The sequence below is a fragment of the Pseudomonas sp. LY-1 genome, from assembly GCF_053502595.1.
On sequence record NZ_CP094353.1, the window covers coordinates 4637196 to 4653471 of the forward strand.

At 57.1% G+C, this 16276-nt stretch carries 14 protein-coding genes and 2 pseudogenes; 8 read left to right on the top strand and 8 right to left on the bottom strand.

Annotated features, from left to right (window positions below):
* Nucleotides 1-329: 329 nt before the first annotated feature.
* Nucleotides 330-599 (top strand): DUF2790 domain-containing protein, encoded by a 270-nt coding sequence (locus tag MOQ67_RS21130; RefSeq protein ID WP_017847593.1) that lies wholly within the window; start codon nt 330-332, stop codon nt 597-599.
* A 167-nt stretch (nt 600-766) separates the two neighbouring features.
* On the opposite strand, the gene MOQ67_RS21135 is transcribed toward MOQ67_RS21130, so the two are convergent.
* The 4 genes from MOQ67_RS21135 to MOQ67_RS21150 all read right to left on the bottom strand — a co-directional run bounded on the left by MOQ67_RS21135 (nt 767) and on the right by MOQ67_RS21150 (nt 4785).
* Complete coding sequence (locus MOQ67_RS21135) at nt 767-1909, bottom strand: FAD binding domain-containing protein (RefSeq protein ID WP_046486601.1); 1143 nt, start codon at nt 1907-1909, stop codon at nt 767-769.
* Between the two features lie 52 nt (nt 1910-1961).
* Nucleotides 1962-3074, bottom strand: a complete 1113-nt coding sequence (locus tag MOQ67_RS21140) for an alkene reductase (RefSeq protein ID WP_198718062.1) — start codon at nt 3072-3074, stop codon at nt 1962-1964.
* A 37-nt stretch (nt 3075-3111) separates the two neighbouring features.
* Entirely contained in the window at nt 3112-3756 is a 645-nt protein-coding gene (locus MOQ67_RS21145; protein WP_057005726.1) for a DsbA family oxidoreductase, read from the bottom strand.
* Between the two features lie 111 nt (nt 3757-3867).
* The gene (locus tag MOQ67_RS21150; RefSeq protein ID WP_198718063.1) at nt 3868-4785 is read right to left on the bottom strand and encodes a LysR family transcriptional regulator; all 918 of its coding nucleotides are present in this window, start codon (nt 4783-4785) and stop codon (nt 3868-3870) included.
* 235 nt (nt 4786-5020) lie between these two features.
* Here MOQ67_RS21150 and MOQ67_RS21155 point away from each other — a divergent pair, with 235 nt between their 5' ends.
* The 3 genes from MOQ67_RS21155 to MOQ67_RS21165 are packed head-to-tail and all read left to right on the top strand — an operon-like array spanning nt 5021 to nt 9050.
* Entirely contained in the window at nt 5021-6295 is a 1275-nt protein-coding gene (locus MOQ67_RS21155) for a c-type cytochrome (protein ID WP_198718064.1), read from the top strand.
* Entirely contained in the window at nt 6292-6756 is a 465-nt protein-coding gene (locus tag MOQ67_RS21160; protein WP_017847599.1) for a (2Fe-2S)-binding protein, read from the top strand. Before MOQ67_RS21155 ends, MOQ67_RS21160 begins: the two co-directional genes overlap by 4 nt.
* On the top strand, nt 6753-9050 hold the full coding sequence (locus MOQ67_RS21165; protein ID WP_198718065.1) for a xanthine dehydrogenase family protein molybdopterin-binding subunit: 2298 nt from the start codon (nt 6753-6755) through the stop codon (nt 9048-9050). The genes MOQ67_RS21160 and MOQ67_RS21165 overlap by 4 nt, the downstream gene beginning before the upstream one ends.
* 86 nt (nt 9051-9136) lie before the next feature.
* Here MOQ67_RS21165 and MOQ67_RS21170 read toward each other — a convergent pair whose 3' ends face one another.
* The 4 genes from MOQ67_RS21170 to MOQ67_RS21185 form a co-directional block, all read right to left on the bottom strand.
* Nucleotides 9137-9856, bottom strand: a complete 720-nt coding sequence (locus tag MOQ67_RS21170) for a TetR/AcrR family transcriptional regulator (RefSeq protein WP_126586333.1) — start codon at nt 9854-9856, stop codon at nt 9137-9139.
* Nucleotides 9857-9923: 67 nt separating this feature from the next.
* A complete protein-coding gene (locus tag MOQ67_RS21175) occupies nt 9924-10568 on the bottom strand; it encodes a DsbA family protein (RefSeq protein WP_104902782.1) in 645 nt (214 codons plus the stop codon).
* 85 nt (nt 10569-10653) lie between these two features.
* On the bottom strand, nt 10654-11571 hold the full coding sequence (locus MOQ67_RS21180) for a LysR family transcriptional regulator (RefSeq protein WP_017847603.1): 918 nt from the start codon (nt 11569-11571) through the stop codon (nt 10654-10656).
* A gap of 13 nt (nt 11572-11584) precedes the next feature.
* Nucleotides 11585-12817 carry an MFS transporter gene (locus MOQ67_RS21185; RefSeq protein WP_057005734.1) on the bottom strand — a complete coding sequence of 411 codons (1233 nt, stop codon included), beginning with the start codon at nt 12815-12817 and terminating at the stop codon, nt 11585-11587.
* A 388-nt stretch (nt 12818-13205) separates the two neighbouring features.
* Here MOQ67_RS21185 and MOQ67_RS21190 point away from each other — a divergent pair.
* From MOQ67_RS21190 to MOQ67_RS21205, 4 genes and pseudogenes are all read left to right on the top strand, one after another.
* Nucleotides 13206-13421, top strand: a pseudogene (locus MOQ67_RS21190) (transposase); the annotation flags it as partial.
* A gap of 114 nt (nt 13422-13535) precedes the next feature.
* Nucleotides 13536-15035, top strand: a complete 1500-nt coding sequence (gene istA / locus MOQ67_RS21195; RefSeq protein WP_448675953.1) for an IS21 family transposase — start codon at nt 13536-13538, stop codon at nt 15033-15035.
* Nucleotides 15028-15831: an IS21-like element helper ATPase IstB gene (gene istB, locus MOQ67_RS21200; protein WP_130209155.1), complete on the top strand. Its 804-nt coding sequence runs from the start codon at nt 15028-15030 to the stop codon at nt 15829-15831. Before istA ends, istB begins: the two co-directional genes overlap by 8 nt.
* 171 nt (nt 15832-16002) lie before the next feature.
* A pseudogene (locus MOQ67_RS21205) lies at nt 16003-16250 on the top strand (DUF932 domain-containing protein); the annotation flags it as partial.
* Between the last annotated feature and the right edge of the window lie 26 nt (nt 16251-16276).

Sequence of the window (16276 nt, forward strand, 5' to 3'; positions counted from 1 at the left end):
TCGTCTCTGCCGTTCGCTCGGGACCCCAGCCAAGATGATCGAACCGAATAAACAAATACTGATCAATCATAACCATGGGCCCATACGGCTTTAAATAAATCAGTCAAAAGACTATAAAAAACCAACCGACCCGCATTGCCGACAGCAAGCACTACACCCATTAAATTATATTGGCCCATCTGTAGACAAACATGGATAAACATCATTTTCGGTAATAATCAGTATCCCGCCTGAGCATTTCTACAAACAACCTGGCGACAGCATAATCAGCTCCAGAAGCAAACAAAGAGATCTTGTCCCCTCTCTCACTCTTACTGGAAGACACCCTGATGAAATATGCAATGCTCGCCTCACTGATGATGTTTAGCGTATACGCTTCAGCCCATGATGGCGCCAACAACAATGCCTCTGCCCCTGAACCTGAGCGGTACAATTATTCCGAACACCTGGATATCGCCAAGGTCATCGACATCACTACAGCCGAGGACACAAACAACGCTTGTGGCCCAGTGGACGCGCACATGGTGTATGTGGATCACAAGGGTATAACGCACGACCTGCAATACAAAATACTCGGTGGCGCTTGCCAGAATGGTTAAAACTTCAAAGTTTACAGGTGCTGAAAAAGAGGAGACCGCTTCGATCTGAAGCTAATCTCCTCTTTTTATATTCAGTCTAGAAAGACTGCAACAGCCCAACGATCACAGCCCGCTTTCATCCCGCCAACGCAAGGCTCTCGCCAATAAGTCCGATGTGAGCCGCTCCATCAGGCTTGGGCGATCCCCATAATCCGATTGCCCATACTCACCCCCCAATCCGCCATACGCATGCCTTCTGCAAGTTGTTGGTGCTGCCAGGCAAGCAGGGCTTTATCGAGGTCGCCGATGTCGTCGATTGTTTGCGCCAGGGCCAGTGCATTGCGGGCTGCCTTGGCCGTGCTTCCGGCGGTATGAGGACGCGGCACAAAAGCGGCATCGCCAGTCAACAGCACACGGCCAAACACCATCTGAGGAACTTTGAGATCAAGGATCGCTTGCACAAAAATATCTTGGGTCTGGCGAATCAGTTCCCGAAAAGCCGGGTTCGCCTGCCGCTCCCCCATTCCCCGTATGTAAGCATCCTGCCCGGTGGCCAAGGCTCCGGGTGGAATGGAGTGGCTACGCCGACGGCCATCGCTGTCAGTGAGCACAGCGTCCAGTTCCGCCCCTTGCGCAGCTTTCAGATACCACAGCCAATTGAACCGACGCTCGCCCGGATTAACGGAGCCATTCACGCTCGGCACCATGTATTCCAGCATCAGCGATTCAGGGTCTTGTTGAAAAACAAAGTCCTCGTAAAGCTGCATTTTGGCGAAGTCTGGAAGTTGCTCTTCATCGACCAGCCCGCGCCACACCACATACCCCGAATAGCTGGGTACTGTTCCAGGCAACACCACGCTTCGCACGGTTGAACCCGAGCCATCAGCGCCAATCAGCAGGTCTGCCTCGGCAGTGCTGCCGTCGGCAAAAATCGCAGTCACCCGGTGTTCATTCTGAGTCAGATCCACCAACGTCTTGCCACGGTGATAATGCTCAGCAGCAAATGCAGAAAATAATGAGCTGTACAGTGTGTTCCAGGACGTCTGGGTTTGCGGCATCGGCTCTTTATGCACGACGCTACCCTCTCGATCCAGATAGAGACGATCATGGGAGCGGACGCCGAGCGCACCTGCCGGATGAATGCCCGCATAACGAAAATGGTGCAGGACGTCCGCTTGCAGAACGATGCCGCCGCCACGACTATCCATCGCCGCAGGGGATCGCTCGTAAATATCGACCTGCCAACCAATCGCGCGTAACGCCGTGGCGGCGAACAGCCCGCCCAGGGAACCACCAATGACCAAGGCCTTTGGAACGCCTGAACTCTTCATTACCTTTCTCCTCGTTGCAGGGTGATTCCCGCAGCTGCGGTTTACCGTTGCGTTATGCCAACACCGGATAGTCGATGTACCCCTTGGCGTCGCCGCCAAAAAAGCTGTTGCCGTCAGCCACGTTGAGTTCGTTGCGACCACGCAAGCGAGCCGGTAAGTCGGGGTTGGCAATGAACGGGCGACCAAACGCAATGAGGTCTGCACGGCCCTGCGCAATGGCCTGTTCGGCCGTTTCGCCGGAATAGCCACCCGCCAACATCAGAACGCCGTGGAAGTCAGTACGCAGTTGCTTGATGATCGCGTCCCAGCGTGGATCGTTACTCTCATCGAGCACTGTGCCGACCATCATCGGTTCTACCAGGTGCAGGTAAGCGAGATGCCAGTGATTGAGCCGGGATGCGATGTAGCCAAAGGTTTGTTCCGGGGTGTCATCGCCCATTCCCATGAAACGTCCCATCGGTGTCAGGCGGACAGCAACGCGTTCGGCACCTACTTCCGCGGTCACGGCTTCCACGACTTCAAGCAGCAACCGCGCACGGTTTTCGATACTTCCCCCGTAGCGATCACTTCGCTGATTGCTGGCGCTGTTGATGAATTGGTCGAGCAGGTAGCCGTTGCCCGCGTGAATTTCCACACCATCCATACCGGCCAGAATCGCGTTGCGAGCGGCCCTGCGGAAGTCGGAAACGATCGCTTCGATCCCAGGAATGTCCAGCGCCTGAGGGACAGGTACATCACCCCATACGCCCTCGCCCTCTTCATTCAGGATGAAGGTCTTGCCGGGCACTGGCTGCGCGGTCGGTGCCACCGGCAAGCCGCCGTTAGGCTGGAACACCGGGTGCGACACTCGCCCCACATGCCAGAGCTGCAGGAAAATGCGCCCGCCTTCTGCGTGTACGGCCTCGCTGACAGCCTTCCAGCCCTGAATCTGCTCGTCGCTATGGATGCCGGGCGTCCAGGCGTAACCCTGGCCCTGCTGCGAAATCTGTGTAGCCTCGGTAATGATCAATGCAGCACTGGCACGCTGACGGTAGTACTCAACGTTCATCGATGTCGGTACGTTGCCAGGTTGCCCCGCTCGCGAGCGAGTCAGAGGCGCCATGGCGACGCGGTGATCGAGGGTGAATTGGCCGAGTTTGAGAGGGCTGAACAAGTGATGAGTCATGATGATGTCCTGAATGGATTGGGATTGAAAAACCGCCTTAGGCGGCTTGGCTTCGCTTCAGTATCTGGATCATTATTTCGATGGGCTGCGCGCCACTGATCACGTCATCTGCGATCTGGATACTCGGCACCGAGCGCACACCGGACGCCTTGGTTTGGGCTTCGAGCTTCAAGACTTCAGCCGTGCCTTCATCCGCCTTGAGAAAGTCGACAATGACCTCTCGGTCCAGCCCGGTTTCGGCAGCGATGTCGGCCAGCACAGTGAGGTCGCCGATATCCCGCCCTTCGCTGAAGTACGCCTTGAAAATGGCCTTGACCAGCAAGGAAGCATCTCGACCCGCCTGTTGCTCGCGCCATACCAACCGATGCGCGGCCAGGGTGTTGGGGGTTTTTTCGACTCGCTCATAATCGAACTCAAGGCCGACGGCCTTACCGGCGTGGGTGACCTGTGCGTCCATAGCCTGACTACGCGCCCAGCTGCCGAACTTGCCAGAGCGATAGGCTTTGCGATCCATGCCTCGAACCGGCATGTCCGGGTTCAACTGATAAGGCAGGAAACTGATTGGGCGGTCCGTTGAAAAACCCGAAGCGGCCAGCGCGCGTTCAAGATTTTCCTCACCGATCCAGCACCATGGGCAGATGAAGTCGTAAGTCACCTGAATTTTGGATGAATGCAAACTCATGACGGTCTCCGTGGTTGAATGTTTCACCTCCCCAAGGTAGGTGCCGGAGCGCCGACAGAGAATCCACCTGCTGCACAACGTTGCTTTTCGCAAAACGCAACGATGCACCGATCACGTCGTCGGCTGTGTTTGCGACTTGAGCAATTCGGTGAGGAAATCAATGAACGCATTGATACGTTTCGAGCCGCGATGATTGGGCAGGTACAAGGCCGAGATCGCTGAACTGGCGCTGTTCGGATTGACGAAAAAAGCTTCAAACAAGGAAGTGAGTCGACCACTGTCGACGTCATCATTGACCAACCAATCGGGTAACAGCGCCACCCCGCACCCGGCCAGCACCACTTCGCGCAGGACCTCGGCATTGTTGCTCTTGAATTGCCCTTCGACGGGCACGCGCAGCTCTTGGCCCTGCTCTGTAAATGTCCAGAACTGCTGTGGCGCGCCATAGTTGAAGCACATGCACTCGTGCTGCATGAGGTCCATGGGCCGGTCGGGAAATCCTCGAGCGTTCAGGTACTCGGCGCTGGCGACTACACGGCGGCGAAAGTTGCCGATGCAGCGGCTGACCACCGTTTCCATCGCCGCTGGCGACCCCAGCCGGATCGATAGATCGATGCGTTCGCCGAGCAGATCGACGATGTCGTCCGATAGCGTCATATCCAGTACGAGCAGGGGATAGCGCGCTAAAAGCGCGCCGATATGAGGGGCAATAAGACGCTGTCCAAACGCCACGGGCACGGAGATGCGCAACTGTCCCGCGGGCACTTCACCGCGGTCCGAAACTGACTCGTCGGCGTCAGCCATGGCGCTCAGAATATCCCGGCTTTTCAGGTAGTACACACTACCGGCATCGGTCAACGTGACTTGCCGGGTAGAGCGATTCAGCAGCACGGCACCCAGGTCATCCTCAAGCCTGTCGATCATTCTGGTGACTGAAGAGGTCGCCAGATTGAGTTGCCTGGCGGCAGACGAAAAGCCCTTGGAATCTACTGACTGGATGAATATTTTCAGTGCGAGCAGCTTGTCCATGAAACCCCTTCCGTCATTACGCTCCTTGAGCGCCTATCTTTGGACATCGGCGCACCCTGCGCGAGTTAACGGTTGTTAATTCTGCCGCCGTTGCGCCTGGCGCAATGTAGCGTTGCGCCTTGATGGGGTACTCCATCACAAGCGCCCTCTCTAAGCTCACGACATGGAAAATCGCCGCCCATCGCACGCGGCGGATTGAAAAATCTGTCGTTAATTCAGCTCGAGAGGTAAGGCGATGAAGCGCAAGACGATCATCGGTGCCGTTCTGGCAATCGGCGTCGCGGGGTTAGGCTTTGCGTTCTGGATGATGTGGAGGCCGGAAATTGCCACTGTCAGCCAACACCTGAATGCTGATCGCGAGACGCTGGACAGAGGCCGCCGCGTGGTCGAAGCGGGCGACTGTGCGGTCTGTCACACACGGCCAGGGGGCGCCTACATGGCCGGCGGTTTACCGCTGGTAACGCCCTTCGGAACCCTCTTCACCACCAACATCACCCCGGACCCGCAGTCCGGTATCGGTCAGTGGTCGCTGGACGCCTTTGAACGGGCCATGCGTGAAGGCATCGCGCGTGACGGCCACTTTCTCTATCCGGCCTTCCCCTACGTGCATTACCGGAAGCTGAGCGATGCCGATATTGCCGACGCCTATGCTTTCCTGATGAGCGTGGACCCGATCAAATACACCGCACCGGAAAATCATATGGTCTTCCCCATGAACTTCCGTCCGCTGGTGTCTTTCTGGAACTTACTGTTCCTGCATGGGGATCCGCTGGAACCACTTCCCAACCGATCAGCACAATGGAACCGCGGACGTTATCTGGTCGAGGGCGCGGGGCACTGTTCGTCGTGCCATTCGCCCCTGAATCTGATTGGTGGGGAGAAAGGCAGCGAACTGTTCAACGGTGGCGTCGTCGACGGCTGGACAGCTCCTGCCCTGCGCGGAATGACCGAGGCACAACACCCCTGGAATGAAACCCAGTTGGTCGCCTATCTGACGGGCGAGGTCGCCGAAGGACATGGCGCAGCGGCGGGCCCGATGTTGCCGGTCAGCCTGAGCATCGCGCAATTGCCGGCGGAAGACGCGCATGCCATCGCGCAGTACATTCTTGACCTCAAGAAAACTTCATCGGATGCCCCATCGCCGCCCTGCACCTCTGGGGTCAAGCCCAGCGCCACGGCGCTGCGGGGCGCCGCGTTGTTCGAGGGGGCCTGCGCGAGTTGCCATGGCCGCGCGGCGCCGATGCGCGTCATTGAATCGCGGCCGGCACTGGCGAACACCTCGGCGGTGAGGGCGGACTCGCCACGCAATTTGATCCAGACCATCCTGCAGGGCATCCCGATGTCCAGCGCCGCTTCCAGCCACTACATGCCTGCCTTCGCCCACAACCTGGACGACACCCATGTGGCCGCACTTGCCGAGTACTTGCGCAATGAAAGCTGTGCAAACCGACCCTGGACGGATCTCGACAAGACAATCAAAAGTATTCGGGCTCAGGAGCAGCAACCGTGATCACACTTGACATCAACGGCAAGACTCACGAACTGGACATCGCGGACGACATGCCCCTGCTATATGCCTTGCGCAACCAGGTGGGGCTCAATGGCGCCAAATACGGCTGCGGCCTGGGTCAGTGCGGCGCGTGTACCGTGTTAGTCAACGACAAGCCGGTGTTTTCCTGCCTGACGCCGTGCGGCGCGCTGGCGGGCAAATCGGTACGCACCGTCGAGAGCCTGGGCAGCGTCGACCAACCGGGGCCGTTGCAGAAAGCCTTTATCGATGAACAGGCCGCCCAGTGTGGTTATTGCATCGCGGGAATGATCGTGAGGGCGCAGGCGCTGCTGGAGGCCAACCCTCATCCGGACGATGAAACGATCCGCCGCCACATGGCACCCAACTTGTGCCGCTGCGGCACCCATGTGCGGATCTTCGCCGCGATCAAGTCGGTTGTCGCGCAGGGAGGCAAGGTATGAAAACCCCCACGCAAAACGTCAATCTGAGCCGCCGCGCCTTCGTGATAAACGGGGCTTTGGTGATGGGGTTCGCGATGCTTCCAGGTATTCCCCGTGCCTTCGCTGACACCGAGGTGGACACCTTGGGTACGACAATCCTGGCGCCTGATCTGCCCGGCAGCCTGCGGGCCACGCCCTATCTGGACGCCTGGATCCGCATTGATGCGAAAGATGGCATCACCGTCTACACCGGCAAAGTGGAGCTGGGCACGGGGGTTAAAACTGCGCTCCTGCAGATCGCCGCCGAACGCCTTGAAGTGTCACCTGGGCTCATCCGTTTTCTCACTGCCGACACCGCACTGACACCCAATGAAGGTTACACCGCCGGCAGCCATACGATCGTCGACAGCGGCACTGCACTGTTCAACGCCGCGGCCCAGGTGCGGCAGTTGTTACTCGAGTCCGCAGCACGGCAATGGCAGCGCAGCATCGACAGCCTGACCACGCGGGATGCGGTGATCTACGATACACAAGGCCGCAGCATGACCTACGCACAGGCAGTGGTGGGGGTTCAACTGCATCGCTTTGCGTCGGCCAACTCGCCCTTCAAGCCCGCTGGAAGCTTCACCCTGATCGGCAAATCGTTGCCTCGGCTGGACATCCCGGCCAAAGTCAGCGGCGGTGCGGCCTATGTGCAGGACATGCGGCTGCCCGATATGCTGCACGCCCGGGTGATACGCCCGCCCCGGCGCGGCAGTCAGCTTCTGGAGATTGACGAGGCCGCCCTCAGGCAACTTCCCGGCGAGGTGAAACTGGTCCGCAATGGCAGCTACCTCGCCGTGGTCGCCACCGATGAATGGCTGGCGGTCAAAGCGATGCGCGAAGGCTACGCCAAGGCCCGCTGGACAGAAGGTAACCCGCTGCCTGACTCGACACACATCCATCAACTCCTCACCGAATTACCGGCGCGGCGCTATCCGGTGAGCGCCAAGGGTGACCTCCCGCAACCGCTGCCGCGTGCTTACAAGGCCCGGGTGACCAAGCAATACCTGATGCACGGCTCCATCGGGCCCTCCTGCGCAGTGGCCTGGTTCAAGGATGGAACATTGACCGTCTGGACCCATACCCAAGGTGTCTACCCTCTGCGCGCGGGTATCGCCGAGATGGTCGGCCTGCCAGTGGCTCAGGTGCGTTGCATCCACGCTGAAGGTTCCGGTTGCTATGGCCACAATGGCGCCGATGACGCCGCCGCCGATGCAGCGCTGATTGCCATGGCCATTCCCGGCAAGCCGATTCGGGTGCAATGGATGCGCGAACAGGAAAACCTCTGGGAGCCCTACAGCTCGGCCATGCTTGCCGAGGTGGAAGCGGGACTGGACGACAGTGGGCGTCTTCGTGACTGGAAATACGAACTCTGGAGCACCCCACACAACGAACGTATCGTCAATGCCGGGCGCCTGTTGCCGGCGTGGCTGTTGGCCAATCCCTTCACCCCCGCCCCTTCGGTGCCGATTGCTCAGCCCGAAGGTGACGGCGACCGTAATGCCGTTCCGTTGTATGAGATACCCAACCTGAAGGTCGACATGAACTTTGTGCTGACCATGCCATTCAGGACCTCGGCCATGCGTTCGCTCGGTGCCCACATCAACATCTTCGCCATCGAGAGCACCGTCGATGAACTGGCGGCTAGGGCCACCATCGACCCGGTGCAATTTCGCCTGAATCACTTGAGCGATCCGCGAGCACGGGCGGTGGTGGAGCGCGTGGCCGCTGAGTTCCGCTGGCCGCACAAAGCAACGGGACCCGGTAGCGGAATCGGCTTCGCCTTTGCCCGCTACAAAAACATCATGGGTTACTGCGCGATCGCCGTGCAGTTGCATGTGCAGCGCCAGACCGGGCAAGTGATGATCGATCGCGTAGTCGCCGCCGTCGACGTGGGGCAAATTGTCAGCCCCGACGGGCTGCTCAATCAGATCCAGGGGGGCATCGTGCAGTCTGCGAGTTGGACGCTCTATGAACGAATCCTCTATGACGCCAGCGGCATGCACAGCTTCGACTGGAGCGGCTATCCGATCATGCGTTTTCCGGATTTACCGCAACAGGTCGAGGTCCATATGATTGATCAGCCGGATCAGCCATTTCTGGGTGCCGCAGAAATCGTCCAGGGCCCCATGGCCGCAGCACTGGGCAATGCCATCAACGATGCCACCGGCAAGCGCTTGCTCGATCTGCCCCTGGCACGACGTGGCTGGCAGGATGCCCTGGTCATGACCGATCCGGGCGGTGTCGACGTTATGCCCTTCAGCCAAAAGTAAGCCACCCGATTCCGGCGAAACGTCTGAATCGGTAGCCAGGCGCACGCTCTTGAGCGCCTGGAGCTCATGCAGCAACTAGTTAACGATCAATTCAAGCGAGGCTTCTTACCCAAATCGTTATCGACTTGCTGCAGTACGTGGGGACTGCCGTTAAGGAACGCATCGACCATTTGCTCGATCAGCGCATCTATGTCCTCAGTCACTGGAAGATCGTAAATCCATTTGCGAACACCGATATAGAAAATGCTGGCATGCAGACTCCAGATCAGCTCGAGCTCTTTTTCATTGATCGTGTCACCTGAGGATGGCGCCAATCCATGAGTCTGGCGGATTTCTGCAATGACAGGGATGAAGACCCGCTCACGCAATTTAGCCAGATACCGATCATTGATACCTTCACGTGTCAGCCCGGCGAATACGAAGATACGAATCCACTCTCGCCGCAGAATCACACGAGCGTATGAGGTGTAGAAATGAACCAGGCGAGACTGAAGGGGTTCGGAGCGATCCTTGATCATCGCCTCCCACGAGGAATCCCATTGATATACCTCGTCGTACACGCGGTCTATCAGTGCCTCTTTGCTGGGGAAATATCGATAGAGTAACGGTTGGGTAATATCCAGTTGTCGCGCCAGCTCACGGGTACTGCCCGAGAATCCGCACGTCGCAAAATGCTCGATAGCTTTCTGCACGATTTGCTTTTCCCTGACCTCAGGCGAAAGGCGTCGAGTCGTCGATTTGACGGGGTCTGTTGATTTCGCTGATTTTCCCGACTCGTTCTCGTCTCTATCTTTTGAGTCTTGCATAACGCCTCGCTGGAGCTTCATTAAGGCATCATACAAAACAAAAGAATGCACTGGCTATGAACCACACCTATTTGGCCAGACGACTTTCAATATCCTTCTTGAACAACGCAGGTCGGCTTAAATAATGCCCCATGGCCAACACTTCCATTTGGCCGTCGATCTCCAGCGCAAATGCCGGAAAGCCGCGCGCATTCAGAGCTTCAAGCATCTCGTTGCTGTGCTCGATGTGGTCTTGCAATGAGTCTGCAGTGATCAAATCAAAAGTTGCCATAAACGATTCGGGTTCAAACCCAAGCTCATTGGCAATGCCGGCGATTACCCCTCGGTCAGCAATGGCCTGACCTTCTTGGTAGTAGGCAATTTGCAGGCGTTTGAGCATTTCGATGCCACGTCCGGACAGCTGTTGAGCGGTCAACATCGCTGCAATCGGTGGTGAAGAGTCCAACTGGACATTTTCATGTTCCAGTACGCCTTGAACATAGGCGTCCGCGAAGGTCTGTTTGCTGAATGCCGTAATCCGGGCTTCGTGAGGACGAACAAAATCGCGCCACTCACCCGACATCAACTTGCTTTTGTCCCCCGAAAGCATGCCCACGCCATGGGCCTGAATTTCCAGGCCAGGAATAGCGGTGGCCGCCGTGATCATCGGCGCCGCCCCATAGCACCAGCCACAGAACGGGTCGTAGACGTAATGCAATGTCGCAGTGCTCATTCAAATCTCCGGGATCTGCCGTGCCACACGGCGAAAGAGGTTCGTTACGTGGTGGATCAAACATGCGAAAACAGCAATGAGACGATCAGCGCTCGGCCAAGCCTTCAGGCCCGAGCAATTCGCTGATGAAATCGATAAACGCATTGACGCGTTTGGAGCCACGATGATTGGGAAGATACAACGCAGAAATGGCCGAACTGGCATCGTTCGGATTGATAACAAAGGACTCGAACAATGACGTCAAATCACCGCTGCCAATATCGTCGTTGACGAGCCAGTCAGGTAACAGAGCCACCCCGCCACCCGCCAGCGCAACCTCACGTAAAACTTCCGCATTGTTGCTTTTGAAGCGCCCCTCAATCGGTACCCGAGTCTCCTCACCTTCCTTTAAGAAAGTCCACACCTGCTGCTTTGGGCCGTAACTAAAACGCAGACACTCGTGTTGCATGAGGTCCATGGGATGTTCAGGAAAACCATGTGCATTCAGGTACTCGGCACTGGCCACAACCCGGCGTCTGAAATGACCGACGGGACGACTGACGACACCATCCATGGCTGCTGCCGATCCCAATCGGATCGCCAGATCAACGCGTTCCCCCAGTAGTTCGACGATGTCATCGGAGAGCGTCATGTCCAACACAAGTTGAGGGTATCGCTTCAACAGCGAGGCAATATGCGGCGCAATCAGACGGCGCCCCAGCGCTACGGGCACGGAAATACGAAGATGGCCCGCAGGGAGTTCCCCGCGGTCAGTGACCGAGGCATCCGCCTCGGCGACAGCATTCAGCACCTCCCGCGCTTTCAAGTAGTAGGCGGCCCCGGCATCTGATAATGAGATTTGACGCGTGGATCGATTAAGCAGGACAGCGCCTAGTTCCGCCTCAAGCCCATCGATCATCCGAGTCACAGAAGACGTCGCCAGGCCTAACTGTCGAGCGGCAGAAGAAAAGCCCTTCGAATCCACAGCCTGGACGAACATCTTCAATGCGAGCAGCTTGTCCATGACACTCCTTGACTCATCCGTTGTTCATCTTGAGCATTGCGCCAGTTCGGGTCCGACGAGAAACCACCGAGAAGACGACCAAAGCGACCAGTGACAATCCGCTTCCCACCGCAGCAATCGCCAACCAGCCGGCATGTTCATAAAGCGAACTGGCCACCGAAGAACCGATTGCACCACCGATAAAGATACTGATCATGTACAACGCATTCAGACGGCCTCTGTTAGCAATGCCCAAGGCGTAGACGGCTCGCTGACCCAACACCATGTTCATTTGCACTGCAAAATCCAGCGCTACACCGGTGACCGCTAACCCAATCACACCGTAGAAGGGATTGATGAAGGCCGGTAGGAAACTCAATATACCCAGCACCATGGCCAACTGCGACGCTCGTCGAGTATGTCCTGCATCAGCGAGTCGACCACTGATAGGTGCGGCAATTGCACCGATGGCGCCGACCAGAGAGAAAATCGCAATCTGACTTTGCGTGAGGCCGAACTCACGACTCAATATCAACGGCACAGCGGTCCAGAACAAACTGAACGCCGCAAACATCAGCCCTTGATAAAGCGCGCGCTGACGCAGCACGGGCTCGCGACAGAACAGTTGTCCCAGGGACATCAGCAATTGACCATACGACGCGCGATGGGTCGGTTGCCATTTAGGCATGGTCATGCCAATCACGATGGAGATAACGAGCATCAAGGCGGCGGCCCCGATAAACACCGCCCGCCAGCCCAAATGATCGGCAACCAGACTCGACAGCGGCCGCGCAAGCAGAATCCCTAGCAGCAAGCCACCCATAATCCCGCCAACTACCCGACCGCGAGATTCTTCCGGTGTCAGATGTGCCGCCAACGGGATAAGCATCTGCACGGAGACTGAGCTGAAACCGATGAGTGCCGACACCACTAGAAATACACTCGGCTGCTTGGACAAACCGGCGGCTACCAGGCTGAAGATCGTAATCACAATTGTCGCGATCATCAGCCGACGGTTTTCTACCAGATCCGCCAAGGGCACCAGGAAAAACAATCCGAGCGCATAACCAATCTGAGTCAGCGAAACGATGAAACTCGCGCTTCCACTCGACATGCCGATATCCGGGGCGATCAAGCTGATAATCGGTTGAGCGTAATAGATGTTGGCCACGATGGCACCGCAACAAAAAGCAAACAGAAGCACGAGACCCTTTGTCATCGACGCTTTTTGTATCGTCGCTGCTGTATCTCTTGTAGAAACGCCCATGCCATAGACTCCTGAGGTTCGACAGCGGTGACTCTTCAGAAAAAAGTCACGCGCATTGATGTTTTCCAGGTCAACAACATAGGCGGCACTGCATCTTGAGAGAATATGGTCAGGACGCAACGTCGCGTTGCGTCTTGCGCAAGAGATACCCAGGCTCGGTGAGCGCCCCCGCTTGATTCGAGGACGAGGAATCGCTCGGGACGCCTCATTGTCGGCCCCTCCGCCTCATAACTTTTGACTTGCCTGGCCTCGCTCATCTGATGACCACAACTCACCTATCAGCCGACTGGTGAACGACGGGCGAGGAATCGCCACGCGCCCAGTAAACTGAATCGCCGATGATCCAAAGGCCAAATACGACTTCCGATGGGATCTGGCTGCTTACACGGTGGCCGAGCTGTTGCATGGCGAAGAAAATGCGGTGTACGCGGACGCTGGATACACCGGTATCGAGAAGCGTGAAGAACATGAAAGTCGTGAGGTGATCTGGCAAATCGCGGCGCGCCGCAGCACCTATTCCAAGTTGAATAAACGCAGTGTGCTTTACAAAGCCAAGCGCAAGATTGAGTACTGCAAAGCTCAGACACGAGCCAAGCTTGAGCATGTTGCCGCTGACCGAAAACTGACCCAGTAAAGGCTGTTCTGCCGACTGAAAACTGACCCAGGTGTTCAACTGCTTCTGCTCACTTTTCGAGCAGGAGAACACAGGGTGATCAGCATGGAAATGTTGGGAAAAATCCGGCGGATGTACTTCCGCGACAAGCTCTCGCTGCATCAGATAGCCAAGCGTACCGGGCTGTCGAGAAACACCATCCGAAAATGGGTCAGAGCGCCCGAAGCAACTCAGCCGGCGTACCAGCGCAGCGCAACCTTCAACAAACTCAGCCCATTCCACGAGACGCTGGAACAGGCGCTGAAGGCCGATTCGTTCCGGGCAAAGCACAACCGCAGGAGCGCCAAAGCACTTTTCGAGCAGATCAAGACCGAGGGTTATGACGGCGGCTACAGCCAGCTCACAGCGTTTGTGCGTTCGTGGCGAGGTGAGCAAGGCAAGTCTTTACGCGCTTTTGTACCGCTGACGTTTGCACTTGGAGAGGCCTTCCAGTTTGACTGGAGCGAAGAAGGTCTGCTGATCGGTGGCCTGTTTCGACGCATCCAGGTTTCCCACATGAAGCTCTGCGCCAGTCGCGCATTTTGGTTGGTTGCGTATCCCAGCCAAGGCCACGAGATGTTGTTCGATGCCCATACCCGCTCGTTTGACGCGTTAGGTGGGGTGCCGCGTCGCGGCATCTACGACAACATGAAAACGGCTGTCGACAAGGTCAATAAAGGCAAGGGCCGCACGGTCAATGCACGGTTTGCCGTGATGTGCGCGCACTACCTGTTCGATCCGGATTTCTGCAACGTAGCCTCTGGCTGGGAAAAGGGCATTGTCGAGAAGAACGTTCAAGACAGTCGACGGCGCATTTGGCTTGACGCTCAAAACTGCATGTTCCGCACCTTCGAGGAACTGAATGCCTGGCTCGGCCTACGCTGTCGTGCGCTCTGGAGCGAGCTGCTGCATCCGCAGTACAACGGGCTGACGGTGGCGGAAGTTTTGGAGCTGGAGCGGGTCGAAATGATGCCGATGCCGACCGCCTTTGATGGCTACGTCGAGCGCACCGTAAGGGTCTCCAGCACCTGCCTGATCAGCGTGGCACGAAATCGCTACTCGGTGCCTTGTGAGCGAGTCGGCCAGTGGGTCAGCAGCCGTCTTTACCCATCCCGGATCGTGGTCATCGCCGATGACATGATGATCGCCAGCCACGAGCGTCTCTTTGATCGAGATCAGGTCAGTTTTGACTGGCAGCATTACATCCCACTCATCGAGCGCAAGCCGGGTGCACTGCGCAATGGCGCACCGTTTGCCGATCTGCCCAATCCGTTGCGGCTTCTCAAACGGGGCCTGAGACGTCACAGCAACGGTGATCGAATCATGACGCAGGTGCTGGCTGCCGTGCCCATCGCCGGTCTCGACCCGGTGCTGGTAGCGGTAGAACTGGTGCTTGAGTCGGGAAGCTTGAGCGCCGATCACATCCTGAATGTTCTAGCTCGACTGACCTCCACCGCACCACCGCCTTCCGTAGAAACCAGCCTGCAACTCAAGGTGGCTCCCGTTGCCAACACGGCCCGATATGACCAACTCCGTACAACAGATGAGGAGAGCCGCAATGCGTGACTTGATGGCAGAACTTAAAGAACTGCGTCTGCATGGCATGGCGCAGGCTTGGGAAGAACTGGCGGCCCAGGGAGAAGCTTCGACGGCATCCTCGAAATGGCTGCTTGAGCATCTGCTCCAACAGGAGCAGGCAGATCGCGCCGTGCGCTCTGTGAATCATCAGATGAACATGGCAAAGCTCCCCATGCACCGTGATTTAGCTGGCTTTGACTTCAGCGCTTCCAGCGCTGATGCCCGTCTGGTCAAGGAATTATCCAGCCTTGAGTTTACGGAGACTGCGCAAAATGTCGTGTTCATCGGTGGGCCTGGAACCGGAAAAACACACCTGGCCAGTGCCTTGGCCGTGTCCGGAATCACCACTCATAACAAACGAGTACGGTTCTTCTCCACGGTCGATCTCGTCAACCTGCTGGAACGTGAAAAGTACGATGGTAAGGCAGGCAGAATCGCCCAGGGACTGCTTCGGACAGACCTAGTGATACTCGATGAGCTTGGGTATTTGCCCTTCAGCCAGAGTGGTGGCGCGCTGTTATTTCACCTGCTTTCCAAGCTGTACGAACACACCAGCGTGGTCATCACCACCAACCTCAGCTTCTCGGAATGGTCGAGTGTGTTTGGTGACGCCAAGATGACCACAGCGTTACTGGATCGGCTGACACACCACTGCCACATCGTCGAAACGGGCAACGAGTCCTACCGCCTGCAACACAGCACCTTGGCCGCCCAGACAAAGATCAAATCGCGTGAACGAAAGCGCAAGGACGAAGATGGTATCGAGGACGATGAGCCGTTTTGATCTGCACCGTAAACACCCTTCCGCATGCCTGCATGCGGTGGGGCCCGATGCGTCTTCAATCAAGACACTACTGCTAAGCTTATCCACAATTGCTGGGACAAAAATCAGCAATCCGCCCTGGGTCAATTTTCAATCGGCAGGGTGGGTCAGTTTTCAATCAGCGCCAACACGCTACCGCCAGTCCTTCCCAATGAACGGGCGCTACGCAAGGTGCAGAGCCTACATGAAGGTCAGGACGAGGATCGACATTAGAATCAGCTCAAGGTACCGCCTGGGGATTACTCAATGCTGTAACCAAGTATACGGATCACGAGCGACGGTCCAAGAGCAGTGAGTATCGGGTCGACTCCGCTTGGTTCGGCCAAGGAGCAGCGCTCAAGCAGAAAGCCCTCAAATCCGCACTTCTATTGGTGGCATAAAGCGGCGGGCAACCAGCTGCACGCTT